Raw genomic sequence first — 22121 nt, forward strand, 5'->3', positions numbered from 1 at the left:
CGGGCCGTTGTTTGCGTGATTCCATTCTTGACCGGTGCGAAACCAACGGGCTGCGGCTGACCAGCCAGCGGCGGGTGATCGCCTCCGTGCTGGACATGTCGCGGGACCATCCGGATGTTGAGGAACTGCACGCCCGGGCCGTGGCGCGCGACCCCGGCATCTCTCTCGCGACCGTCTATCGCACGGTGAAGACGCTGGAGGAGGCCGGGATCCTCGAAAAGGTTGATTTCGGAGACGGGCGCGCGCGCTACGAGGACGCGGAGCGGGACCATCACGACCACCTGATCGACATGGATTCGGGCCGGGTCATCGAATTCGTGGATGCGGAGATCGAGGCGCTGCAGGAAAAGATCGCCGCCAAGCTGGGCTACCGGCTGCTTGGTCACAAGCTGGAGCTGTACGGCGTGCCGCTGAAGAAGGACGGCGGCTGATCACTCCTTCTCGGTCGTGAAGGTCAGGGGAAACCCGGCGTCGCGCCCCAGTTCGGTACCCTGCTTCGCCTTCTGGTCCGCCACTTCCCGCGTGTAGACCGCGACAACGCAGGCACCCTTCATGTGGGCGGTCAGCATGACGGCGTCGGCCTCGCTCTCGGTCATGCGGAAGACGGCCATCAGCACCCGAACGACGAACCGGCGCGGAGTGAAATCGTCGTTCAGGAGGATGACCTTCCAGAGCCTCGGCCGCTTGGGCCGGACCCTGGTTTCGGTCTTTTCCACGGTGATCGTGTCGAGCATCGCCCTGCCCCGCTGTCACGTCCCGAGCATCGCCGCTGTGCGTGTGGCGGTCCAGCGCGAAGTGCCCTTGTCCAGGCGTCTCGCCGCATGGCGCCCTCCCGGACGCCTCCGGCGGGCGTATTTCGGGCAAGATGAAGCCCGGTCCTTCATCTTGCCCGAAATACTCCGGGGGGAGTCCCGCAGGGACCGGGGGGCAGCGCCCCCTGCCGGTTCAGGGGTGTTTGCGCAAACGTCCGGCAAGGGCCTTTCCATCAGCAAAGCAAGGCCTTACAAGCCCCGGTGACAGTCTCATTCCGCCAAAGGATCCCCCTCTCATGAGCACGATCATCGACATCCACGCCCGCGAAATCCTCGACAGCCGGGGCAACCCGACGGTGGAGGTCGACGTGACGCTTGAAGACGGCTCCATGGGGCGCGCCGCGGTGCCTTCGGGGGCCTCGACCGGGGCCTATGAGGCGGTGGAGAAGCGGGACGGCGACAAGGGGCGTTACCTTGGCAAGGGCGTGCTGGAAGCGGTGGCCGCGGTGAATGGCGAGATCGCGGAGGCGCTGCTTGGCATGGAGGCGACGGACCAGATCGGGCTCGACATGGCGATGATCGACCTGGACGGGACCGACAACAAGGGGCGGCTTGGCGCGAACGCGATCCTCGGGGTTTCCCTTGCCGCGGCAAAGGCGGCGGCGGATTTCACCATGCAGCCGCTTTATCGCTATGTCGGGGGGACTTCGGCGCGGGTGCTGCCGGTGCCGATGATGAACATCATCAACGGCGGGGAGCATGCGGACAACCCGATCGACATCCAGGAATTCATGATCATGCCGGTCAGCGCGGGCAACATCCGGGATGCCGTGCGCATGGGGTCGGAGGTGTTTCACACGCTGAAGAAGGAGCTTTCGGCGGCTGGCATGTCCACCGGGCTTGGCGATGAGGGCGGCTTCGCGCCGGAGATCCAGAGCGCGCGGGCGGCGCTGGATTTCATCCTGAAGGCCATCGAAAAGGCCGGGTACAAGCCGGGGGAAGACATTCACCTCGCGCTCGACTGCGCGGCGACGGAGTATTTCAAGGGCGGCAAGTACGAGATGACCGGCGAAGGCAAGTCGCTGAGCGCGGCGGAAAACGTCGCCTATCTCAAGGCGCTCTGCGCCGATTACCCGATCATCTCAATCGAGGACGGCTGTTCGGAGGATGACTGGGACGGCTGGAAGCTGCTGACCGAGGAACTGGGTGGAAAGGTGCAGCTGGTCGGGGACGACCTGTTCGTGACCAACCCGGCACGGCTGGCGGAGGGGATCGGCAAGGGCGTGGCGAACTCCATGCTGGTCAAGGTGAACCAGATCGGATCGCTGACCGAAACCCTGCGGGCCGTCGATATGGCGCACCGGGCGCGGTACACCAACGTGATGTCGCATCGTTCGGGCGAGACCGAGGACAGCACCATCGCCGATCTCGCCGTGGCGACGAACTGCGGGCAGATCAAGACCGGATCGCTCGCGCGGTCGGACCGGCTGGCAAAGTACAACCAGCTGATCCGGATCGAAGAGATGCTGGGCGAGGCTGCGGAGTACGCCGGGACGTCGATCCTGCGGTGACGCGTTCGGCGGGGGCGGAGGGGCTCTGCCCCGTCGCCTGCAGCGACTCCCCGGGATATTTGGTCAAACCAAAGAAGAGCGCGGTCATCGGGGCCGCGCTTTTTCATTGCTCTCCGGAGCCGGTACGGGAGAATGGCGGCATGGGTGATCTGTTGATCCGGGAGGCGGCGGGAGAGGCCGATCTGCACGCGGTGCGGCAGCTGTGCCGGGACTATCGCGCGCTGCTGGCGGACCGACTGGCGGCGCGGCCGGAGGTTCTGGCCCATTACTACGACGCGGCGGCCTACGAGGGGTTGCTGGAGGCGCTGCCCGAGACACACGCGCGCCCCGATGGCGTGATCCTTGTCGCGGTGCTTGACGGTGCGATCGTGGCCTGCGGGATGACGCATCGGGTCGGGCCGGACGCCTGCGAGATCAAGCGGGTCTTCACGGCATCCTCCGCGCGGGGGCACGGCGCGGCCCGGGCGATCATCGGCGCGGCGATGGATCAGGCGCGGCGGGACGGATATCGGGAGATGGTGCTGGATACGATGGTGCATCTGACGGAGGCGATTTCCTTGTACGGCAAGCTGGGGTTTGCGGAGCGGGCACCGTTCTACACGGTGCCGGACGGGTTCGGAGACATCGTGCGGTTCTACGGAGTGCGGCTGTGACGGCCGGTGAGATCATCGCCCTGCTTGGCCTCGCGCGGCATCCGGAGGGCGGCTGGTACCGGCAGACGTGGGTCGAGGCGGTCGCGGAGGGGCGGCCTGCGGGAACCTGCATCTATTTCCTGCTGGCGGAGGGGGAGCGGAGCCACTGGCACCGGGTCGACGCGACCGAGATCTGGCATTTTCATGCTGGTGCACCGCTGGTGCTGCGGCTGGCGGAGCATGAGGCGGGACCCGCGGCGCGGAATGTGCTGGGGCCGGATCTGGCGGCAGGCGCGCGTCCCCAGGGCATCGTGCCGGAGGGCTGGTGGCAGGCGGCGGAACCGACCGGGGACTGGACGCTGGTCAGCTGCACGGTGTCCCCGGGCTTCCGGTTCGAGGGGTTCGAACTGGCGCCGGAGGGGTTCGATATTCCCGAGGGATGAGGCGCTTTGTCAGCCCCTGAGAGGGAGAGGGTCGCGCCTTTCGGGCGGCGTCGTCCCCAGGCTTGACCCAAGGGTCTGGGGCCGGGGAGATCCTCGGGTCAAGCCCGAGGATGACGGTTTGCTGGGATGACGGTCTGCCCAGGATGACGGGCTTCTACCGATGCCCCTGCACGTAGTGGACCAGCGCCATTGTCGACGGGTCCTTGTCCGCACCGGCGTCGGTGCCTGCGAGCACGGGGGCGAGGGATTTCGCGAGCTCCTTGCCAAGCTCCACGCCCCACTGGTCGAAGGAGTTTATGCCGAGGATCACGCCCTCGACAAAGACGCGGTGTTCGTAAAGCGCGACGATCTGGCCAAGGCGCCGGGGGGTCAGCTGCGGGTAGATCAGCGTGGTGGAAGGACGGTTTCCGGGGAAGACGCGGTGGCGCGCCTGACGGTCGAGTTCTGCCCCGGTGAGACCCTTTTTCCGCATGATTTCGGTGGCTTCCTCCAGCGAGCGGCCGCGCATCAGCGCCTCGGACTGAGCGAGGCAGTTGGCGACGAGCAGGTCATGGTGATGGGCGAGGTCGGGTTCATGGCCCTTCGCGGCAACGAGGAATTCGCAGGGGATCACGCGGGTGCCCTGGTGGATCAGCTGGTAGAAGGCGTGCTGGCCGTTGGTGCCGGGTTCCCCCCAGACCACGGGGCCGGAGTGGACCGGCAGGGCGGCGCCGTCCATGGAAACGGATTTGCCGTTGCTCTCCATTTCCAGTTGCTGGAGGTAGGCGGGCAGACGCAGCAGGCGCTGGTCGTAGGGAAGGACCGCGCGGGTGGCGTGGCCGAGCCCCTGGTTGTGCCAGATGCCCGTCAGGGCCAGCATCACCGGCATGTTGTCGGGGAGCGGCGTGCCGCAGAAGTGCATGTCCATCGCGTGGGCGCCCGAGAGCATGTCGCGGAAATGGTCGGGGCCGATGGCGATCATCAGCGACAGACCGATCGGACCCCAGACGGAGTAACGGCCGCCAACCCAGTCCGCGAACCCGAAGACGCGGGAGGGGTCGATGCCGAACTCTGCCGTCAGGTCGGCGGCGGTGGAGAGCGCGGCGAACTGGGCGGCGGGGTCCGTGACCTTGCCGGCCATCCATGTCTTTGCCGTCTCGGCGTTGGTCATGGTTTCGATGGTGGTGAAGGTCTTGGAGGCGACGATGACGAGGGTGGTCGCCGGGTCGAGGTGTTTCAGCGTATCGTGGATATGGGCGCCGTCGACGTTGGAGACGTAGTGCACGCGCGGACCGTCGCACCAGGGCGCAAGCGCGGCATGGGCCATGACGGGGCCAAGGTCCGACCCGCCGATGCCGATGTTGACGACATCGGTATAGGCGCCCCCTGCCCCGGCGATGTCGCCGGAGCGGATCGCGGCGGCGAAGGTCTCCATCCTCGTGAGCGTGTCGAGCACGCCGGGCATGACGTCCTCACCCTCCACCATGACGGAGGTGCCGGAGAGGTTGCGCAGCGCGGTGTGCAGGACGGCGCGCCCTTCGGTGTCGTTGATCTTCTCACCGGCGAACATGGCGTCGCGGCGGTCGGCGACCTGTGCGGTTTCGGCGAGGGAGAGGAGCGCGGCGCGGTCTTCCTCCGTCATCTGTGTCTTGGAGTAATCGAACAGAATGTCATCAAAAGTGACAGAGAACTCCGTCGCGCGGTTACCCGATTGGAACAGTTCGGTGATGTTCCGGTTTTTCGCAGCGGCGCCGCGTTTCTCGATCTCGCTCCACATGGGGCTCTCCTGTCCGGGTCAGTCTGCGTAGTGAATCGTGGCGTCGCCGAGCAGGACGGAGACCGGGGCCTCCGCCGGCGTCAGGTGCCGGGCCTGTTCGATGGCGGCCTTCTTCTCGGCCCCCATGATGACGACATGCGTGTCCATCGCGCCGCGCAGCACCGGGGCCGTGAGGGTCACGCGGGGTTCGGGTGCACCGGGGGCCCGCATCGGCAGCAGGACGGGGGCGTGGGAAGACAGCGCCTCCTCAAGCCGGTCGGCGCCGGGGAAGAGCGAGGCGGTGTGCATGTCCGCGCCCATGCCGACCAGCAGCACGTCGATCGGCAGCAGCGGGGCGATGGCGGCGGAGAGCGCGTCGAGGCTTTCTTCGGGCGTCGCCGTGTCGGCGCGCAGCGGGATCAGCGTGGCGGCGGCGGCGGGGCCGGTCAGGAGAGTGCGGCGCAGCAGCGCGGTGTTGGAGCGTTCGCTCGTCTCCGGCACCCATCTTTCGTCGGTCAGCATGACGTCGACCCGGTCCCAGTCGAGATGCACTGTCGAGAGCGCATCGAAGACCGGCCCCGGAGAGGTGCCGCCGGGCACGGCAAAGCTCACACGGTCGTTGCGCGCAAGGGCATTGCGCAACGACGATGCCAGTGTGTCCGCGAGATCGAGGGCGAGCAGGTCGCGGTCTGGATAGGTGTTCCAGTTCAAGACCTTATCTCCCTCCACCGGCGTCCGTCGCGGTGGATCAGGGCCAGCGCGTCCTCGGGTCCCGAAGAGCCGGGTTCGTAGGTCACGGGCCTGTCGCCGCGGCTTTCCCATCCGCCGATGATCGGGTCGGTCCAGGCCCAGGCGGCCTCTACCTCGTCGCCGCGCATGAAGAGCGTCTGGTTGCCGCGGATCACGTCCATGATGAGCCGCTCGTAGGCGTCCGGCACCTCTTCCCCGTCGGGTCCGAGCGCGTCGGCAAAGGTCATGTCGAGCGGGACGTCGATCAGGCGCATGCCCCCCGGCCCGGGTTCCTTGATCGTGACGTCGAGATCCATGCCTTCGTTCGGCTGCAACCGAATTGTCAGAATGTTGCGATGGCGTCCGGCCTCGGGCCCGAAGATGGAATGCGGGGTTTCCTTGAACACAACGGCGATTTCCGAGGCACGCGCCTTCAGTTTCTTGCCGGTGCGCAGGTAGAAGGGGGTTCCGGCCCATCTCCAGTTGGAAATCCCGACGCGCAGGGCGATGAAGCTTTCCGAGGTCGCGCGGGGGTTTTCGACGTCGGAAATATAGTCAGGGCCGTTGCGCTTTTCCGGCCCGTACTGGCCGCGTACGATGTCGGCGGGTTCGACAGGGTTCAGGGCGCGGATCACCTTGAGCTTTTCGTCGCGCACGGCGTCGGGATCGAACTTGGCGGGCGGCTCCATCGCGATGAGGCAGAGCAGCTGCATCAGGTGGTTCTGCACCATGTCCCGCATGGCGCCGGAGCGGTCGTAATACTCCCCCCTGCCCCCGACACCGACGGTTTCTGCGACGGTGATCTGGATGTGGTCGACATATTGCGAATTCCACAGCGGTTCGAACAGCATGTTGCCGAAGCGGACCGCCATGAGGTTCTGCACCGTTTCCTTCCCGAGGTAGTGGTCAATGCGGTAGATCTGGCTTTCGTGGAAATGCTGGGCCAGCACGTCGTTCAGGGCCTTCGCGGTTTCAAGATCCCGGCCGAAGGGCTTTTCAACCACGATCCGGCTGTCGCTGTCGGCCATGCCATGGGTGTGCAGGCGTTCGGCGAGATCCCCGAACAGCGAAGGCGCGACGGAGAAGTAGAAGGCGCGGACCTTTCCGGGCTGCATCAGGTCGGCGAGGGTCTTCCAGCCCTCCTCCCCCTTCGCGTCGACGTGGACATAGTCGATACGGTCGAGAAAGGCGTCGAGCGTGCCGGCCTCGCAATGGCTGGTGGTGTTGAATTCGGCAATCGCCTCGGCCACCATTTGGCGGTATTCGTCCTGGCTGTGGTCGGAGCGGGCGGCGCCGATGATGCGGGAATTCTCCTCCATCTGGCCGGAGCAGAAGCGGCGGAACAGTGCGGGCAGGATCTTGCGGCGGGCGAGGTCGCCGGTGCCGCCGAAGACAACTAGATCAAAGGGTTCCACCGGAATAACGCGGGAGACCATGCGGGCGATCCTTTCCTTACGGCGCGCGAGTTTGGGCGCTAACATAACGCTCGTCCGCGATTTCACAATGCCGCCAGACCCATTCATGAGGTTTGCGCGCGCCCTGTCCAGCCGGTAGACCCGCAGGGAACGGACATTTTCACGCCTGGGACGAACATGAAGGACCACGACGCCGCCAATATCGGCAAGTTCATCGACCCCGCGGTGACCGCGGACGGACAGGCGCGGGCCGTCGTGACGCTGGAGGGGATCGGGACGCTCTGGGTCAATACGGGGACGCTTTGCAACATTGCCTGCGCGCATTGTTACATCGAAAGTTCACCGGTTAATGACGCGCTGGTCTATCTGTCGGCGTCCGAGGTTTCCGCGGCACTGGACGATGTATTGGCAAAGGGGCACCCGGTGACGGAGGTCGGGTTCACGGGCGGGGAGCCGTTCCTGAACCCGGAGTTTCCGGCGATGATCGGCGATGTTCTGGCACGGGGCCTGCGGGTTCTGGTGCTGACCAATGCAATGAAACCGATGATGCGGCCGCGCTGTCGGGCCGAGATCGCGCGGCTTGCGGAGGCCTATCCGGGACAGATGGTGATGCGGGTATCGCTGGATCACTACGCGGCGCCCTATCACGACGCGGAACGCGGTGCTGGGGCCTTTGCGGAGTCGCTGACCGGCATGCGCTGGCTGCGCGACCTCGGTGTTGCGATGGCCGTTGCGGGGCGCGGGTTCTCCGGCGAGCCGGAGGCAGAGGTGCGGGCGGGCTATGCCGCGCTGTTCCAGGCGGAGGGCCTTGCGATCGACGCAGCCGATCCCGCGGCGCTGGTGCTGTTCCCCGAGATGGACCTTGGCGCGGAGGTGCCGGAGATCACGACGGCGTGCTGGGGACTCCTGGACAAGTCGCCTTCGGGCGTGATGTGCGCGTCATCGCGGATGCTGGTGAAGCGGCGCGGGGAGGCTCTGGCCTATGCGGCCTGCACCCTGCTGCCCTATGAGCCCGGTTTCGACATGGGGACGGAGGCGCCGGAGATCGGGCAGGAGGTCGCGCTGAACCATCCGCATTGCGCGAAGTTCTGCGTGCTGGGCGGGGCGAGCTGTTCGGGGTGAGGTGGCGCGTGGTCACAGGCGCGGAACAGCCATCCTGCGGGTCGGACCTTGTGCGAGCCGGGCGGTCGACGGGCCGCGGCTTGGCGATCTGACCTCGGAACCTCTTTATTCATGTCTGCCGTGGCAGCGTCACGCGCAAACGGAGCGCTGGCGTCACCTGATCGCCGGGCCGTGAGGGCGGCCCGGCGATCGCGCGGCGGCCTGCGGCCTTGTTCTGCGCGGATGCGCCCAGGATCGATGTCAATGCAGACGCAACTCTCCCACGCAGTTGCGCCATTCGCCCGGCGATATCTCCTTGCGGTGCGTGAAGCGGACGGAGTGCAGCGGGCCTTCGATCTTGTCCTGCCAGAACTCGATGAACTTGAAGAGCCTCGGGTGATCCGGCGCGATGTCGTAGTCCTGCCAGATATAGCTGTTCAGCACGCTCCGGTAATCCGGCATCCGATAGAAGATTTCAGCCGTCGTCAGGCCGTAGCCCCGAAGCATCATTTCCGTGTCGCTCATCGCCATTTTCAGACCTCTTGTTGTTGCTTATAAGAAAATGATGCGCCGATCCGAATAATAATCAACAAAAACAGATTGTTATCAAACCGCCAGCGCGAGTGCCAAGAGAGCGGTCCGGGAGCCATTGCACCCCAGAAGACGTGGGTGCTATAGTCGCGTTCAACTATATATAGACGCTGCTACAGAACAGGCCCCGACAGTGACGGATACGCCAGAACCCCCTGAAAACACAGAGGAAACCCCGCGCACGCCCTATGAGGGGCCGACGGTGTCGATCGCCGACGAGATGCGGAACTCCTACCTCGACTATGCGATGTCGGTCATCGTGGCGCGGGCGATTCCCGATCTGCGCGACGGGTTAAAACCTGTGCACCGGCGCATCCTCTACGCGATGCACGAGGTCGGGAACACCTTTGACAAGCCCTACCGGAAGTCCTCGCGCCCCGTTGCGGACGCCATGGGCAAGTATCACCCGCATGGTGATTCCGCGATCTATGACGCGCTTGTGCGGATGGCACAGGATTTCTCCATGTCGCTGCCGCTGCTCGACGGTCAGGGCAACTTCGGCTCCATGGACGGGGACAAGGCGGCGGCCTTCCGTTACACCGAAGTGCGGATGGCCAAGGCGGCGAACTACCTGCTTGAGGACATTGACAAGGAAACCGTCGATTTCGAACTGAACTACGACGGCAAGGACCGGGAGCCGGTCGTGCTTCCTGCCCGCTTCCCGAACATGCTGGTGAACGGCGCGGGCGGCATCGCGGTCGGCATGGCGACGAACATTCCGCCGCACAATCTGGGCGAGGTCTGCGACGCGACGCTGGCGCTGATCGAGAACCCGGATCTGTCGGTCGAGGATCTGATCGAATACATTCCGGGCCCCGACTTTCCGACAGGCGGCATCATGCTGGGCCGGTCGGGGGCGCGTAAGGCGTATCTCGAGGGGCGCGGGTCGGTCATCATCCGCTGCAAGCAGCATGTGGAGGAAATCCGCAAGGACCGCTGGGCCATCGTCATCGACGAGATCCCCTATCAGGTGAACAAGGCCGCGATGATCGAGAAGATCGCGGAACAGGTGCGCGAGAAGCGGATCGAGGGCATCGCCCATGTGCAGGACGAATCCGACCGGCACGGCGTCCGCGTCGTCATCGAACTGAAACGGGATTCCACGCCGGACGTGGTGCTGAACCAGCTTTGGCGGTTCACCCCGATGCAGACGCATTTCGGCTGCAACATGCTGGCGCTGAACGGCGGGCGGCCCGAAACACTTACGCTGTACGGTTTCCTGTCGGCCTTCATCGGTTTCCGCGAAGAAGTCGTCGCCCGGCGCACTGCCTACCTGCTGCGGAAGGCGCGCGAACGCTCGCATATCCTCTGCGGTCTGGCCGTGGCGGTGAGCAATGTGGACGAGGTGGTTGCGACCATCCGTGCCTCTGCCGATGCCGCCGAAGCGCGGGAAAAACTGATGACCCGCCGCTGGCCTGCCGGGGAGATCGCACCCTACATCCGGCTGATCGACGATCCGACCCACAAGATGAACGAGGACGGCACCTACAACCTGTCTGAAACGCAGGCGCGCGCCATCCTTGAGCTGCGGCTGCAGCGGCTGACCCAGCTTGGCGTGAAAGAGGTCACGGACGAGCTGGAGGAGCTGGCGGGCAAGATCAAGGAATACCTTGAAATCCTCGGCTCCCGCGACCGGATCATGGGCATCATCTCGGATGAGCTGAAAGAGGTGCGCGACCTGTTTGCCGTGCCGCGCCGGACGGAGATCGTCGACTGGTCGGGCGACATGGAGGACGAGGACCTGATCGAGCGCGCGGAGATGGTCGTGACGGTCACCGCCGGCGGCTATATCAAGCGCACCCCGCTCGAGGATTTCCGCAGCCAGAAACGCGGCGGCAAGGGTTTGTCGGGCGGCGCGATGAAGGATGACGACGCGGTCACCACGCTGTTCGTCGCCAATACGCATACGCAGCTTTTGTTCTTCACGACGGAGGGCATGGTCTACAAGCTGAAGACCTGGCGCCTGCCGCTTGGCGGCCGGACGTCGAAGGGCAAGGCGATCGTGAATATCCTGCCGATCCCCTCGGGCGTGTCGATTGCCGCCATCATGCCGGTGGACCGGGACGAAGAGGAATGGGGCGACCTGCAGATCGTCTTCGCCACCTCGGCAGGGACCGTGCGGCGGAACGCGCTGTCGGATTTCACCAACGTGATGCGCAACGGCAAGATTGCGATGAAGTTCGAGGGCGAGGACGAGGGCATGCGCCTCATCAACGCCGCGATCTGCGGGCCGGAGGATGACGTGATGCTGTTCACCCAGTCCGGGCGGGCGATCCGGTTCCGGGCGGATGACGTGCGGGTCTTCAACTCCCGCGCCTCGACCGGGGTGCGCGGCGTCAGGCTGAACGAGAAGGACGAAGTCGCGTCCATGTTCGTTCTACCGCATTTCGCGGCGGAATCGGACGAGCGTGCGTCTTACCTCAAGATGCGGCGGGCCATGGCCGGGGACGTCGAACAGACCACGGACGAAGAGGAAGGCAATGCCGACATGCCGCTGAGCCAGGAGCGCTATGCGGAGATGTCGGCGGCGGAAACGCTGGTGCTGACGATCACGGCGGGCGGTGCGGGGCATATCAGTTCCTCGCACGACTATCCGGTGCGCGGGCGCGGCGGGATGGGTGTCACGGCGTGGGAAAAATCCATGCGCACGGGCATCATCATCGCGGCTTTCCCGGTCGAGATGGACGACCAGATCATGCTCGCCACCTCCAAGGGTCAGTCGATCCGGGTGCCGGTTGACGGTATCTCCTTCCGGTCGCGGTCCGCGGGCGGGGTGAAGGTGTTCGACACGGGCAAGAACGAAACCGTGGTCTCGGTCGCCCGCATCGTCGAACAGGGCGAGGACGAAGGCGATACCGGCGACGCAGCCGAGGGTGGAACGGAAGAGGCCTGATGTTGAAGGGAAGCGAGAGCCGGATAGAGAACTGGGACGACCTGCGCTACCTGATGGCGGTTCACAAGACCGGCAGCATGAGCGCGGCGGCCCGGCTGCTGTCCACCAACCCGGCCACCGTGTCGCGCCGACTGGCGCGGCTGGCCGAGGCACTTGGCTATGAGCTGTTCCACAAGACACCCGAGGGCTGGGTGGCAAGCGATGCCATCGGCACCCTGCTGCAGAGCGTGTCGAGCTTCGAGGGCGAGATCGAGAGCTATCTCAACGCCAACGTGGCCCTGGGCGGTCAGATCGGCGGGGCGATTTCCATCGGCATGCCGGGATCGCTGGCGTTCGGCGTGCTGTATCCGCGCATCGCGGAACTGACGCGGGACTATCCGGGCATCCGGCTGTCCCTGCATGCCCAGACCTACCGTGAGACGCTTGGGGAAAACGACCTCATCATCTCTCCGATCCGGCCGCAGCAGGGGCGGCTGATCGTGAAGCCGATCGGCAAGGTCCATGCCAACGTCTACTGCATGCCGGACAGTCCCCGGAACGAAGGATGGATCGGGCTGCATCGCGACCATGACATGTACGAACCGATGCAGCGGGCCATGGACATCATGGGCGGTCGTCCCCCGTCGCTGCGGCTGGAGAACCTGCACGACACGGCGGATGCGATCCGGGTGACCGGCCTGCCGGGGCTGACGCTGCGTATCGACGCGGCGCTCAACCCGGACATGAAGCTGTATGAACCGTCCAATCCGGACACGGAAACCGCGCTTTATCTGTGCTATCACGAGACCCGCCGCCGCGATCCGCTGCTGCAGGCGGTGATCGACTGGGCCGCGCGGGCATTCGAACTGGCCGAAGACCTCTGATCCCCCTGCCCGTCGTGCCTTCGGGCCGTCACGACTCCCACTCTCCCTGCGGTTGATGCTGATTGGCGTCACAATCCGCGCAGATTTGGTTAATTTGTTCCAATGCGGGTTTTATCATACTGATTGACTTGAAGACTCAACCCAAGCGAGCAATATTCACAACTGCGCTACATCTTTGGTGTGGCTCTCGTTCCAGCTGTCGGGCGCCATTCTCCGGGGCTTTCTACCCAACCTCCCTGACGATGCGCTGGCAGCTGGAACGAGTCGGAATCAGGTCCGCTCTCTCAGGCCCGTTGGCCCTGTGGTCCTTGTTCCGGCGTTTTCTGTGGTCTGACGATCTACCCCGTCATTCCCTCTGGACACTGGGCCGGCGCTCGCGTCGGCCCATTTTTCTTGCCGCTTCCGGTCATCTGTGGGCTCGGGGGCGCGGGATGTTGCCATTGGCAAAGGGTTTGCCGTTTACTTGCATCCGGGCCGCGTCCGGCCGGACATCTGAGGTGGAAGGAATTGTCATGAAACAGATTGGGACCTTGCAGGGTGCCGGATTGGCCGCCGGTCTTGCGATGGCGCTGACCGGTCATGCGGCGCAGGCGGAGAACGTCCTGCGCGGCGATCTGAGCTTTGAGCTGGGGCGCAACACGGATCGGTCGCGCAACTTCAAGCATATCTCAACCTCGCTCGGGACGGAGTTCGCGAACGGTGTCGGCGTGCAACTGGACCTCGCGCTCGGGAAGTACGAACAGCTGACCTCGACCCAGTCCTCCGCGGCCGTCCACCTCTATTACACGCCGACAGAGGCGGTTGCGGTCGGCGCCTACCTGCTCGGGGAAGATACGCGGCCAGGAAACTACGCCTATTACGGGGCCGAGGTCGCCTATTCCGCCGACACCTGGCAGGCGGAGGCCTATCTCGCCTATCGCAAGGATCTGGGCGGCAGCAACGAAGGCACGCGCTATGGGGTGGAATTTGCCGCTGCGCCCGCCAGCTGGAACGGGTTCGGCCTGTTCGGCGCGGCGCACGGAGAGACCGATCTGCCGGGCGGGGACAAGTCCATCGTGACGGCGGGGGGCAGCTATACCTTCGGCAATGACAGCACGCTGGCGCTGGAGGTCGGACGCACCAACCTTGGCCATTCGGTCGCGTCAGTCAGCTACCGCATCAACTTTGGCGAGGGCGCGCGGTTCTCGCGCCGGCACGCCATCGGAGCCTATGGCGCCTACTGAATGTTGTAGAGGGCGATGAACTTCGCTTCGATATAGTCCATCAGCGGGCCGGCCGTCGGAGCGGCCCCGCAGGCCCTTTCGATGACCTCCGCAGGCCGGTAGAGCCCGCCGTGACGCTGGACGTTTTCGCGCAGCCACGTCGTCGCCGGTGTGGTGTCGCCCTTCGCCAGATGGTCGTCGAGGTCGGGGATCGCCGCGCGCATCGCCTGATGAAGGCAGCCCGCGTAGACGTTGCCAAGCGAATAGGTCGGGAAGTATCCGAAGAGGCCGATGGACCAGTGCACGTCCTGCAGGCAGCCGAGGGAGGCGCGGGGCACGGCAAAGCCGAAATCCTTCTCGAACCGCTCGTTCCAGGCGCTTTCCAGGTCTTCGGGCTTCAGATCGCCAGAGATCAGCGCGCGTTCCAGATCGAAGCGCAGCATGATGTGCAGGTTGTATTGCAGTTCGTCGGATTCGGTGCGGATGAAGTCCTTCCGGACGCGGTTCACGGCGGCGTAGAAGGCGTCTGGTGTGGTGACTCCGATGTCGCCGAAGCTGTCGCTCATCCGGTCGTACATCCAGCCGGTGAAGGCACGGGAGCGGCCAATCTGGTTCTCGTAAATCCGGCTCTGGCTTTCGTGCACGCCCATGGAGACGCCCTGCCCCAGTGGCGTCAGCGCGTAACCTGCGTCGATGCCCTGTTCGTAACAGGCGTGGCCGACCTCGTGGATGGTCGAATAGAAGCAGTTGAACGGATCGGTCGGATTTGTGCGCGTGGTGATGCGCACGTCGGACCCGGAGCCGGAGGAGAACGGGTGCACCGCCTTGTCCAGCCTGCCGCGCGTCAGGTCATAGCCAAAGGTCGTGGCCAGTTGCGTGGCGAAGGCCATCTGCGCGGTTTCGTCAAAAGTGCCTGACAGCCCTTGCGGTTCGGGCTGTCCAAGCACCTTTTCCCGCAGGGTGCGCAGACGGGGGCGCATTTCGCCGAACATCGCGTCAAGCCGTGCGGCGGTCATGTCGGGTTCGTAATTGTCGATGAGCGCGTCGTAGGGATCGCCACCGTTTGCCAGTGCCTGCCCTTCCTCCTGCCGCAGGGCGACAACGCGGGTCAGCCAGGGAACGAAGGCGGTAAAATCATCGGCGGCACGGGCGGCGGCCCACTTGCCCTGGGAGATACTGGTGACGCGGGCGATTTCGGCGGCGAGTTTCCCAGGCACCTTCTGCGTCTTGTCGTAGTCGCGGCGGATGTGGCGCAGCATGGCGGCCTGCGCTTCTGTCATTTCTGCCGTTTCAGAAGCCGCCAGCCAATCGCCGATGCGCGGGTCGGTGCGGCGGGCGTGCAGGACGCCGGACATCGCGGCGCTTTCCTCCGCCCGCTGTTCGGCGGCACCGGGGGGCATCATGGTTTCCTGATCCCAGTCGAGCCGTCCGGCGACACCGACCAGCGCCTCTGTCTCGTGCTGGTAGGCGAGCAGGTCGGTCAGGGCGTCGGCGGCGGTCATCTGGCGTCTCTCACGGATTGGGGAAGCGGATAGGCGGCATGGAAGCGGGCGCGCAGGATCAGCACGAAGGTCGCCACGGCGAGCAACTGGTGCGTCAGCGCGACATGAAGCTGCGCGGCGGAGATTACGGTGTAAATCCCGAGAGCGACCTGCCCGCAGAGCGCGATGAAGGCTACGGTGTAAGCCCCCGAGGTCACGCGGTTTGAGGCACGGCGGGCGCGGAGGAAGATCATTACCGAAAAAAGGAACAGCAGGTAGCCGGTCATTCGGTGGATGAACTGAACAAGCCCCGGATTTTCAAGGAAGTTCCGCCAGACGGGTTCGATCATGAAGGGGTCGGGCGGGAAGACCTGCCCGCCCATGGTCGGCCAGTCGGTATAGCTGCGCCCGGCGTCGATCCCAGCCACCAGCGCGCCGAACAGGATCTGGAGGAAGGCGAAATGCATCCAGCCGGTGCCGAGGTGGAACAGCTTGTCATGGCGTTCGCGACGAGCCTGCAGAAGCTCCCTCTCCTCCCGTCCGAGGAGCATCACGTACCAGGCGATGAAGCCGAGGATGACGAAGGCCAGGCCCAGATGTACCGCCAGCCGGTAGGAGGCGACGTCGAGCATCGTGCCTTCAAGCCCCGAGGACACCATCCACCAGCCGATCGCCCCCTGAATGCCGCCAAGCGCCCCGATCCAGAGCAGCCGCCGGTTCCACCCCGGGGGCACGCGGCGGGCGATGAGGAAGGTGGCGAAGCCAAGCGCCCAGACCAGTCCGATGACGCGGCCAAGCTGGCGGTGGCTCCATTCCCACCAGTAGATCGGCTTGAAATCCTCAAGGGTCATCCAGGCGTTCTGCACCTGGAATTCCGGGATTTGCTGGTATTTCTCGAACTCCGCCTGCCACTCCGCCTCCGAAAGCGGGGGCAGCGCGCCGGTGATCGGTTTCCATTCGGTGATCGAAAGGCCGGAGTCGGTCAGCCGGGTCAACCCGCCGACCGCGATCATCGTCACGACAAGCGCAAACAGCAGCACCAGCCAGCCCCGGATCGCCCGGCGCCAGGCCTTGCGGGCACGGGTGATCGCGCCCTTGGGGATCCTCGGGCGCTGGTCGGTCATGACCTCTTCAAAGAGCTTGCGTTTCTCGGCCATGGCTGCCCTCTCCTACGTCCTCCCGGAACCTAGTCGCGGGTCCGGGGATCGTCCAGTCACTCCCCGCGCGACTTCCATCGGACCATCTGCCGCAGGATGCCGTGCAGGGTCTGCACATCGGCCTGGGTCAGCGGCATCCGGGACCAGAGGTTGCGCAGGTTGGTCTTCATGCTGTCGACCTTGTGTTCGGGGAAGAAGAAGCCGGCCTCGGTCAGGCGGTCTTCGTAATGTTCGGCCAGCTTTTCGACCTCGATCGCGCTGGCCCAGTCGGTGCCGGCCATTTCGACCCGTTCCGCCATGACATCCCCGGTCCGGCGGCGCCATTCATAGGCGCAGAGCAGGACGCACTGCCCGAGGTTGAGCGAGGCGAATTCGGGATTCACAGGCACGTTGATAAGGGTGTTGGCCCGGGCGATGTCGTCATTTTCAAGCCCCGCGCGTTCCGGCCCGAACAGCACGGCGACCTTTTCGCCGCGCGCGATCATCTCTGCCGCCATCTCCATCGCGCGTTCGGGGGTGACAACGGGTTTGGTCAGGCCACGGGCGCGGGCGGTGGTGGCGAAGACGTGGGTGCGGTCGCCAACAGCCGCAGCGGTGTCATCGAACAGACCTGCCTGATCCAGCAGCCGACCCGCGCCCGAGGCCATGGCGACCGCCCTGGGGTTCGGCCAGCCGTCGCGCGGGGCAACGATGCGCATCCGGTCGAGCCCGAAGTTCCACATGGCGCGGGCGGCGGCGCCGATGTTCTCTCCCATCTGGGGACGGACGAGGACGAAGACGGGCTGGGACATGGGGACTCCTTGGTGACGGGATGCTGTTAGCGCCGCCGCACGGTCGGAACAAGCCTTTGCGCGGGCAGGATTTCACAGGTATACGGCGCGGACTTACGGAGATTCACCCCATGGCCCAGCCCGGCGACGCCCCCGAACAGCCGCAGATCTACCTCGTCTCGCCCGCGGAGTTCGAGCTGAGCCGCTTTCCCGACGATCTGGGCCGCGTGCTGGACGCGGCGGAAATCGCCTGCGTGCGGCTGGCGCTGGCCACGCGGGACGAGGACGACCTGGCGCGCGCGGCGGATGCCCTGCGCGAGGTCTGTCATGCCCGCGACGTGGCCGTTGTTATCGACCAGCATATCCTACTGGCGGAACGGCACGGGCTGGACGGGGTACATCTGACGGACGGGTCGCGGTCGGTCCGGGCCGCGCGCAAGCAGCTTGGACCGGATGCGATCGTCGGCGCCCATTGCGGCCAGTCTCGTCATGACGGGATGAGCGCGGGAGAAGCCGGGGCGGATTACGTCAGCTTCGGCCCCGTGGGCGAGACGCTGCTGGCCGGGGGCGAACGGGCAGAGTTCGAAACCTTTGAATGGTGGTCGCAGATGATCGAGATCCCCGTCGTGGCCGAGGGCCGACTGACGACGGAGCTGGTGCGCCAGCTTGGGCCGGTCACCGATTTCTTCGCGATCGGCGAGGAGATCTGGAAGGCCGAGGATCCGTCCGCCGCGCTGAAGGCGCTGATGGCGGGGCTAGAGTAGGCGCCGTTCGGGCGGCATTCCCTTTCTCACGGCGTCCTCGCATGCCCTGGCCAGCGCCTTGCGGTCGGGATAGTCGGCGACCCTCAGCGGCGGATGATAGATGACCTCTGCCAAGCCCTGACGCCCGGCGCCAAGCACCTTGACGAGGTGCCAGCCAAAGCTCATCTCGCCCCACCATCCGTAGTAGGTCGGCTCCTCACCCTCCGGGGCGCGGTAGATGACAGAGACGGGCTGGACGGAGAGCGTGTCGCGCAGCGCGGGGTCGAAAAAAGCGGCAAAGAGCGTGGTCTTGAAGGGCAGGACATGCATCGCGTCCGTTGACGTACCTTCCGGGAAAAACAACAACTTGTGGCCCAGAGTTAACCTATCGCGAAAGATCTGCTCCTGAGTCTTCGCCTCGCCCCGTATCCTGTTGATAAATATGGTTCCCGTGGCCCTTGCCAGCCAACCGATACCGAACCAGCCGCGGACCTCGGCCTTGGAGACGTAATAGATGCGTTTGGCGGTGTGCAGGGTGAAGATGTCGATCCATGACGAATGGTTCGCGACGATGGCACCATGTTCGGGCATGGGGGCGCCGGAGGTGACGAACCGCATGCCGGAGATCACGAAGAACATGCGGCAGACACCCTGCGTGATATACGGTGTAAGCGGGCGACGCATGCCGTAGATCCAGCGTTCGGGCTGGCGCAGGATCAGCAGGATGCCGAGCCCCCCGAAGACGATGAGGCCGAAGGGCACCGCGCGCAGCCAGAAGCGGAACCAGGTGGCGGCGGAATGGGGCGGCTGCGGGGCCTCGGCCTCGTCCGGGTTCCAGGTCATTTCGGCGCACCGTAGAGCCGCGCCTGCGCCTCGGTCATGCGGGCGGTGTCGAGGATCAGGCAGACGTCGGTGGTGTTGAAGGCATGGTCGACAAAGGCCCCCTCGCCCACGTAGCCGCCGAGCCGCAGGTAACCCTTGATGAGCGCGGGCACGGCCCGCATCGCCGCCGCGCGGTCGATCCGGTCTTCGGGCAGGACATCCGTCGCGCCGAATGTCTCCTGCCGGGAACGGACGCGCAGGTCGGGCGGGGCGAGGTGGCGGTGATGGAGCAGCGACAGCGGACCCGCAAGCGCCCCGAGATCGGTACCGTGGAAGGAGGCGGTGCCGAAGAGCAGTTCGATCCCCCGCTCCGCCACGTAGTCCGACAGGGCGGACCAGAGCACGTACATTCCCATCCCGCCGCGCACGTCGGGCGCAAGGCAGGACCGGCCAAGTTCCAGCAGGCGGCGGCCGGACCGGCGCAGGACGGTGAGGTCGTATTCGTCCTCGGAATAGAACTGGCCGATCCGGGCCGCGCCGTCCTCTGTCAGCAGGCGGTAGACGCCGACGACCTGATCGCGGATGGTGTCGCCCCGGTCCTCGTCCAGCAGGAGAAGGTGGTCGAAATAAGGGTCGAAACGGTCCCGTTCCAGCTGTGCGGCGTGGTCCACCATGGGCCCGTCGCTGCCCAGTTCCTGCACGAAGACCCGGTAACGCAGGTGCTGCGCGGCCTCGACCTCCTCCGCGCTGCGGGCAAGCCGGGTTGAGAAGCCGGGATCGGGTCTTGGCATCGGGATCCGCCTGCTGGTCATGGTGGCGGAGGTTTACGGACCGGCGCGGCCAAGCGCAATCCCCCGACATTTTCAGAATTTGTTAACCTTTATGAAAGGTTCTCGCGATCATACTGCGCGCGGGGCCGTCAGGGCCGGGAAAACTGGGGGATCAGGGCTATGCGGCTGCTGTCGATGACAACCTTGCCCGCATCGGGGAAGTTGACGGTCACGCGGCCGTCGATGTTGGACTGCACCTGTCCGACGCCCCAGTCGGGCTGGGCGGGATGTGTAACCAGCATGCCGGGTTCGAGGATCGCGTTCAGGTCATCCATCGCGGTGCTGTCCCGTGGTGAGGAAAGGGGCGGGCATGGCTGACGATACCGGATTGCTGGGTGCGCTGATAGGGTCGCGCATCTGTCACGACCTGATTTCGCCCGTCGGGGCGATCCAGAACGGGATCGAGCTTCTGACGCTTGAGGGGCGCGGCGGGCCCGAACTGGCGCTGATCGAGGAGAGCGTCGCCAATGCCTCTGCCCGGATCCGGTTCATGCGGGTGGCTTTCGGGCGGGCCGCGGCCGGGCAGAGCATCGGGCGGAGGGAGATCGTCGGCATACTCGACGACCTCGCCCGGGGCGGGCGCATCCGCTACGACTGGACCACGCGGGACGATTGCGACAGGGCGGCGGTGCAGGAGATTTTCCTTGCCGCGATGTGCCTTGAATCGGCGATGCCGCGCGGCGGCCGTATCTCCATCGCGCGGGACAACGGCAACTGGGCGGTCAGCGCGGATACCGACCTTTCGCGGCCCGATCCCGCGCTCTGGCAGATGCTGAAGGGTGAACGCAGGCCGGCAGAAACGGTCCAGCCCGCACATGTTCAGTTCCTGCTGCTGTCCATGCTGCTTGAGGCGCGTGGCGCGGCGGCAGAGGTGACGGAGGGTGACGGGACCGTCACCCTCGCCTTCCATGCCTGAGGTATCAGGGCCGCAGTGTGCCGTTGCCGGTGACGAGGTACTTGAAGCTGGTCAGCTGTTCGGCCCCGACGGGACCGCGCGCATGCATCTTGCCGGTGGCGATGCCGATCTCCCCGCCCATGCCGAACTCTCCGCCGTCCGCGAACTGGGTGGAGGCGTTGTGCATCAGGATGGCGCTGTCGAGCCGTTCGAAGAAATGCGCGGCGGCCTGCGCGTCCTCCGTCACGATGGCGTCGGTGTGGTTCGACCCGTAGGTGCGGATGTGGGCAATCGCCTCGTCCACGCCGTCGACCAGCTTGGCCGCGCAGATCATGTCGAGGAATTCGCGGCCATAGTCGTCGGGCCTGGCCGGGACGACGCCGTCATGCTTGGCCAGTTCCCGGTCGCCGCGCACCTCCACCCCGGCGGCGGCAAGCGCGTCGGTCAGGATCGTGCCGTGCTGCGTGTAGAAGCGCCAGTCGATCAGCAGGCATTCCATCGCGCCGCAGATTCCGGTGCGGCGGGTCTTGGCGTTCAGCACGATTTCAACCGCCATGGCCGGATCGGCGGTCGCGCCGACGTAGATGTGGCAGATGCCTTCGAGATGGGCAAAGACCGGCACCCGCGCCTCGCGCTGGACCAGCCCGACAAGACCCTTGCCGCCACGGGGCACGATCACATCGATATGGTCTGTCATGGTCAGCATCTCCGACACGGCGGCCCGGTCGCGGGTCGGGACAAGCTGAATCGCGGCTTCGGGCAGGTTGGCCTGCTTCAGGCCGGTCACCAGGCAATCGTGGATCGCACGAGAGGAGTGGAAACTTTCCGACCCGCCGCGCAGGATCACCGCATTGCCGGACTTGAGGCAGAGCGCGCCCGCATCCGCCGTCACGTTCGGGCGGCTTTCGTAGATCACGCCGACCACGCCAAGGGGCGTGCGCACCCGTTTGATATGCAGGCCGGAGGGCATATCCCATTCGGCCATCACCGCGCCGACCGGGTCCTTCTGTTCCGCAACCGCCCGCAGCCCGTCCACGATGCCGGCGATCCGGTCCTCGTCCAGCTTGAGCCGGTCGAGCATGGCGGGGGTGAGACCCTTGTTTACGCCGTACGTCATGTCTTCGGCATTGGCCTTGATGATCGCATCGCGGCACTCCCAGACCTGCGCGGCGGCACCGATCAGGGCGGCGTGCTTGCGCTGCGGAGAGGCAAAGGCGAGGTCGGCGGCGGCGGCGCGGGCCTTTTCGCCGATCTGGCGCATGGCGGCGGGGATGTCGTCGAGGTCTTTCATGGCGATGCTCCTTTGAGCGTTGCGCGGGTTGTAGGACGCGCCGGCCCTTCGCGCAACAGAAAGGCCCGCACGGTTCTGTGCGGGCCTGCGGAGGTTTCGGTCCTGCGCGTCAGGTCTTGCGACACCTCAGCAGGCCAAAGGCTCCGGGTCCCGCCAGCAGGGCTGGCAGGGTGGCCGGGAGCGGGCGCGCCATCAGGGGTGTCAC

General features: G+C 65.5%; 22 protein-coding genes. 10 read left to right on the top strand and 12 right to left on the bottom strand.

Annotated features, from left to right (window positions below; translation table 11 throughout):
* The first annotated feature begins 11 nt into the window (after positions 1-11).
* On the top strand, positions 12-431 hold the full coding sequence (locus IEV87_RS05970) for a Fur family transcriptional regulator (protein ID WP_188476739.1): 420 nt from the start codon (positions 12-14) through the stop codon (positions 429-431).
* Here IEV87_RS05970 and IEV87_RS05975 read toward each other — a convergent pair whose 3' ends face one another.
* Complete coding sequence (locus IEV87_RS05975) at positions 432-734, bottom strand: ATP-dependent Clp protease adaptor ClpS (RefSeq protein ID WP_188476740.1); 303 nt, start codon at positions 732-734, stop codon at positions 432-434.
* Positions 735-1048: 314 nt separating this feature from the next.
* Between IEV87_RS05975 and eno the strand changes: the two genes are divergently transcribed.
* The 3 genes from eno (at position 1049) to IEV87_RS05990 (ending at position 3398) form a co-directional block, all read left to right on the top strand.
* Positions 1049-2323, top strand: a complete 1275-nt coding sequence (gene eno / locus IEV87_RS05980; protein ID WP_188476741.1) for a phosphopyruvate hydratase — start codon at positions 1049-1051, stop codon at positions 2321-2323.
* 140 nt (positions 2324-2463) lie between these two features.
* The gene (locus tag IEV87_RS05985) at positions 2464-2976 is read left to right on the top strand and encodes a GNAT family N-acetyltransferase (protein WP_188476742.1); all 513 of its coding nucleotides are present in this window, start codon (positions 2464-2466) and stop codon (positions 2974-2976) included.
* Positions 2973-3398 (top strand): cupin domain-containing protein, encoded by a 426-nt coding sequence (locus IEV87_RS05990; RefSeq protein ID WP_188476743.1) that lies wholly within the window; start codon positions 2973-2975, stop codon positions 3396-3398. The genes IEV87_RS05985 and IEV87_RS05990 overlap by 4 nt, the downstream gene beginning before the upstream one ends.
* A 154-nt stretch (positions 3399-3552) precedes the next feature.
* On the opposite strand, the gene pgi is transcribed toward IEV87_RS05990, so the two are convergent.
* Genes pgi through zwf form a run of 3 tightly spaced genes read right to left on the bottom strand, consistent with a single transcriptional unit; the run spans position 3553 to position 7298 of the window.
* The gene (gene pgi, locus IEV87_RS05995; RefSeq protein WP_188476744.1) at positions 3553-5154 is read right to left on the bottom strand and encodes a glucose-6-phosphate isomerase; all 1602 of its coding nucleotides are present in this window, start codon (positions 5152-5154) and stop codon (positions 3553-3555) included.
* Positions 5155-5172: 18 nt separating this feature from the next.
* Positions 5173-5844, bottom strand: a complete 672-nt coding sequence (gene pgl / locus IEV87_RS06000) for a 6-phosphogluconolactonase (protein WP_188476745.1) — start codon at positions 5842-5844, stop codon at positions 5173-5175.
* Positions 5841-7298: a glucose-6-phosphate dehydrogenase gene (gene zwf, locus IEV87_RS06005; RefSeq protein ID WP_188476746.1), complete on the bottom strand. Its 1458-nt coding sequence runs from the start codon at positions 7296-7298 to the stop codon at positions 5841-5843. The genes pgl and zwf overlap by 4 nt, the downstream gene beginning before the upstream one ends.
* A gap of 156 nt (positions 7299-7454) precedes the next feature.
* Between zwf and IEV87_RS06010 the strand changes: the two genes are divergently transcribed.
* Positions 7455-8399, top strand: a complete 945-nt coding sequence (locus IEV87_RS06010; protein ID WP_188476747.1) for a radical SAM protein — start codon at positions 7455-7457, stop codon at positions 8397-8399.
* Positions 8400-8639: 240 nt separating this feature from the next.
* Here the strand turns inward: IEV87_RS06010 and IEV87_RS06015 are convergent, their stop codons facing one another.
* On the bottom strand, positions 8640-8909 hold the full coding sequence (locus IEV87_RS06015; protein WP_188476748.1) for an usg protein: 270 nt from the start codon (positions 8907-8909) through the stop codon (positions 8640-8642).
* A gap of 193 nt (positions 8910-9102) precedes the next feature.
* Here IEV87_RS06015 and gyrA point away from each other — a divergent pair, with 193 nt between their 5' ends.
* The 3 genes from gyrA to IEV87_RS06030 all read left to right on the top strand — a co-directional run bounded on the left by gyrA (position 9103) and on the right by IEV87_RS06030 (position 13948).
* A complete protein-coding gene (gene gyrA, locus IEV87_RS06020) occupies positions 9103-11862 on the top strand; it encodes a DNA gyrase subunit A (protein ID WP_188476749.1) in 2760 nt (919 codons plus the stop codon).
* Positions 11862-12725, top strand: coding sequence for a LysR family transcriptional regulator (locus tag IEV87_RS06025; protein WP_188476750.1), 864 nt, complete (start codon positions 11862-11864; stop codon positions 12723-12725). The genes gyrA and IEV87_RS06025 overlap by 1 nt, the downstream gene beginning before the upstream one ends.
* A gap of 512 nt (positions 12726-13237) precedes the next feature.
* Complete coding sequence (locus IEV87_RS06030; protein WP_188476751.1) at positions 13238-13948, top strand: hypothetical protein; 711 nt, start codon at positions 13238-13240, stop codon at positions 13946-13948.
* Here the strand turns inward: IEV87_RS06030 and IEV87_RS06035 are convergent.
* From IEV87_RS06035 to IEV87_RS06045, 3 genes are read right to left on the bottom strand one after another with little or no spacing between them, the layout of a single operon-like run.
* On the bottom strand, positions 13942-15429 hold the full coding sequence (locus tag IEV87_RS06035) for a carboxypeptidase M32 (protein WP_188476752.1): 1488 nt from the start codon (positions 15427-15429) through the stop codon (positions 13942-13944). The genes IEV87_RS06030 and IEV87_RS06035 overlap by 7 nt on opposite strands.
* Positions 15426-16565, bottom strand: a complete 1140-nt coding sequence (gene ctaA, locus IEV87_RS06040; RefSeq protein WP_188476753.1) for a heme A synthase — start codon at positions 16563-16565, stop codon at positions 15426-15428. Before ctaA ends, IEV87_RS06035 begins: the two co-directional genes overlap by 4 nt.
* A 56-nt stretch (positions 16566-16621) precedes the next feature.
* Positions 16622-17356 (bottom strand): RNA methyltransferase, encoded by a 735-nt coding sequence (locus tag IEV87_RS06045; RefSeq protein ID WP_188476754.1) that lies wholly within the window; start codon positions 17354-17356, stop codon positions 16622-16624.
* A 110-nt stretch (positions 17357-17466) separates the two neighbouring features.
* Between IEV87_RS06045 and IEV87_RS06050 the strand changes: the two genes are divergently transcribed.
* Positions 17467-18099, top strand: a complete 633-nt coding sequence (locus IEV87_RS06050) for a thiamine phosphate synthase (RefSeq protein WP_188476755.1) — start codon at positions 17467-17469, stop codon at positions 18097-18099.
* Here IEV87_RS06050 and IEV87_RS06055 read toward each other — a convergent pair.
* The 3 genes from IEV87_RS06055 to IEV87_RS06065 all read right to left on the bottom strand — a co-directional run bounded on the left by IEV87_RS06055 (position 18091) and on the right by IEV87_RS06065 (position 20005).
* On the bottom strand, positions 18091-18921 hold the full coding sequence (locus IEV87_RS06055) for a lysophospholipid acyltransferase family protein (protein ID WP_188476756.1): 831 nt from the start codon (positions 18919-18921) through the stop codon (positions 18091-18093). The genes IEV87_RS06050 and IEV87_RS06055 overlap by 9 nt on opposite strands.
* Positions 18918-19691 (bottom strand): GNAT family N-acetyltransferase, encoded by a 774-nt coding sequence (locus tag IEV87_RS06060; protein WP_188476757.1) that lies wholly within the window; start codon positions 19689-19691, stop codon positions 18918-18920. The genes IEV87_RS06055 and IEV87_RS06060 overlap by 4 nt, the downstream gene beginning before the upstream one ends.
* A gap of 128 nt (positions 19692-19819) precedes the next feature.
* Complete coding sequence (locus IEV87_RS06065; RefSeq protein WP_188476758.1) at positions 19820-20005, bottom strand: DUF3553 domain-containing protein; 186 nt, start codon at positions 20003-20005, stop codon at positions 19820-19822.
* Between the two features lie 35 nt (positions 20006-20040).
* Here IEV87_RS06065 and IEV87_RS06070 point away from each other — a divergent pair, with 35 nt between their 5' ends.
* Positions 20041-20646, top strand: coding sequence for a histidine phosphotransferase family protein (locus IEV87_RS06070; protein ID WP_188476759.1), 606 nt, complete (start codon positions 20041-20043; stop codon positions 20644-20646).
* A gap of 4 nt (positions 20647-20650) precedes the next feature.
* Here IEV87_RS06070 and IEV87_RS06075 read toward each other — a convergent pair whose 3' ends face one another.
* Complete coding sequence (locus IEV87_RS06075) at positions 20651-21916, bottom strand: glutamate-5-semialdehyde dehydrogenase (RefSeq protein WP_188476760.1); 1266 nt, start codon at positions 21914-21916, stop codon at positions 20651-20653.
* Positions 21917-22121: the final 205 nt, after the last annotated feature.

This window comes from Primorskyibacter flagellatus, assembly GCF_014638275.1.
Classification (GTDB): domain Bacteria; phylum Pseudomonadota; class Alphaproteobacteria; order Rhodobacterales; family Rhodobacteraceae; genus Pseudooceanicola; species Pseudooceanicola flagellatus_A.

Coding starts and splice junctions, on each gene's coding strand:
- ctaA (WP_188476753.1), bottom strand. CDS start 16,565: ATGGCCGAGAAACGCAAGCTCTTTGAAGAGGTCATGACCGACCAGCGC.
- IEV87_RS06010 (WP_188476747.1), top strand. CDS start 7,455: ATGAAGGACCACGACGCCGCCAATATCGGCAAGTTCATCGACCCCGCG.
- pgi (WP_188476744.1), bottom strand. CDS start 5,154: ATGTGGAGCGAGATCGAGAAACGCGGCGCCGCTGCGAAAAACCGGAAC.
- IEV87_RS05975 (WP_188476740.1), bottom strand. CDS start 734: ATGCTCGACACGATCACCGTGGAAAAGACCGAAACCAGGGTCCGGCCC.
- IEV87_RS06045 (WP_188476754.1), bottom strand. CDS start 17,356: ATGTCCCAGCCCGTCTTCGTCCTCGTCCGTCCCCAGATGGGAGAGAAC.
- IEV87_RS06060 (WP_188476757.1), bottom strand. CDS start 19,691: ATGCCAAGACCCGATCCCGGCTTCTCAACCCGGCTTGCCCGCAGCGCG.
- IEV87_RS05985 (WP_188476742.1), top strand. CDS start 2,464: ATGGGTGATCTGTTGATCCGGGAGGCGGCGGGAGAGGCCGATCTGCAC.
- IEV87_RS06050 (WP_188476755.1), top strand. CDS start 17,467: ATGGCCCAGCCCGGCGACGCCCCCGAACAGCCGCAGATCTACCTCGTC.
- IEV87_RS06025 (WP_188476750.1), top strand. CDS start 11,862: ATGTTGAAGGGAAGCGAGAGCCGGATAGAGAACTGGGACGACCTGCGC.
- eno (WP_188476741.1), top strand. CDS start 1,049: ATGAGCACGATCATCGACATCCACGCCCGCGAAATCCTCGACAGCCGG.
- IEV87_RS06070 (WP_188476759.1), top strand. CDS start 20,041: ATGGCTGACGATACCGGATTGCTGGGTGCGCTGATAGGGTCGCGCATC.
- IEV87_RS06015 (WP_188476748.1), bottom strand. CDS start 8,909: ATGGCGATGAGCGACACGGAAATGATGCTTCGGGGCTACGGCCTGACG.
- IEV87_RS06075 (WP_188476760.1), bottom strand. CDS start 21,916: ATGAAAGACCTCGACGACATCCCCGCCGCCATGCGCCAGATCGGCGAA.
- IEV87_RS06065 (WP_188476758.1), bottom strand. CDS start 20,005: ATGGATGACCTGAACGCGATCCTCGAACCCGGCATGCTGGTTACACAT.
- IEV87_RS06030 (WP_188476751.1), top strand. CDS start 13,238: ATGAAACAGATTGGGACCTTGCAGGGTGCCGGATTGGCCGCCGGTCTT.
- zwf (WP_188476746.1), bottom strand. CDS start 7,298: ATGGTCTCCCGCGTTATTCCGGTGGAACCCTTTGATCTAGTTGTCTTC.
- IEV87_RS06055 (WP_188476756.1), bottom strand. CDS start 18,921: ATGACCTGGAACCCGGACGAGGCCGAGGCCCCGCAGCCGCCCCATTCC.
- IEV87_RS06035 (WP_188476752.1), bottom strand. CDS start 15,429: ATGACCGCCGCCGACGCCCTGACCGACCTGCTCGCCTACCAGCACGAG.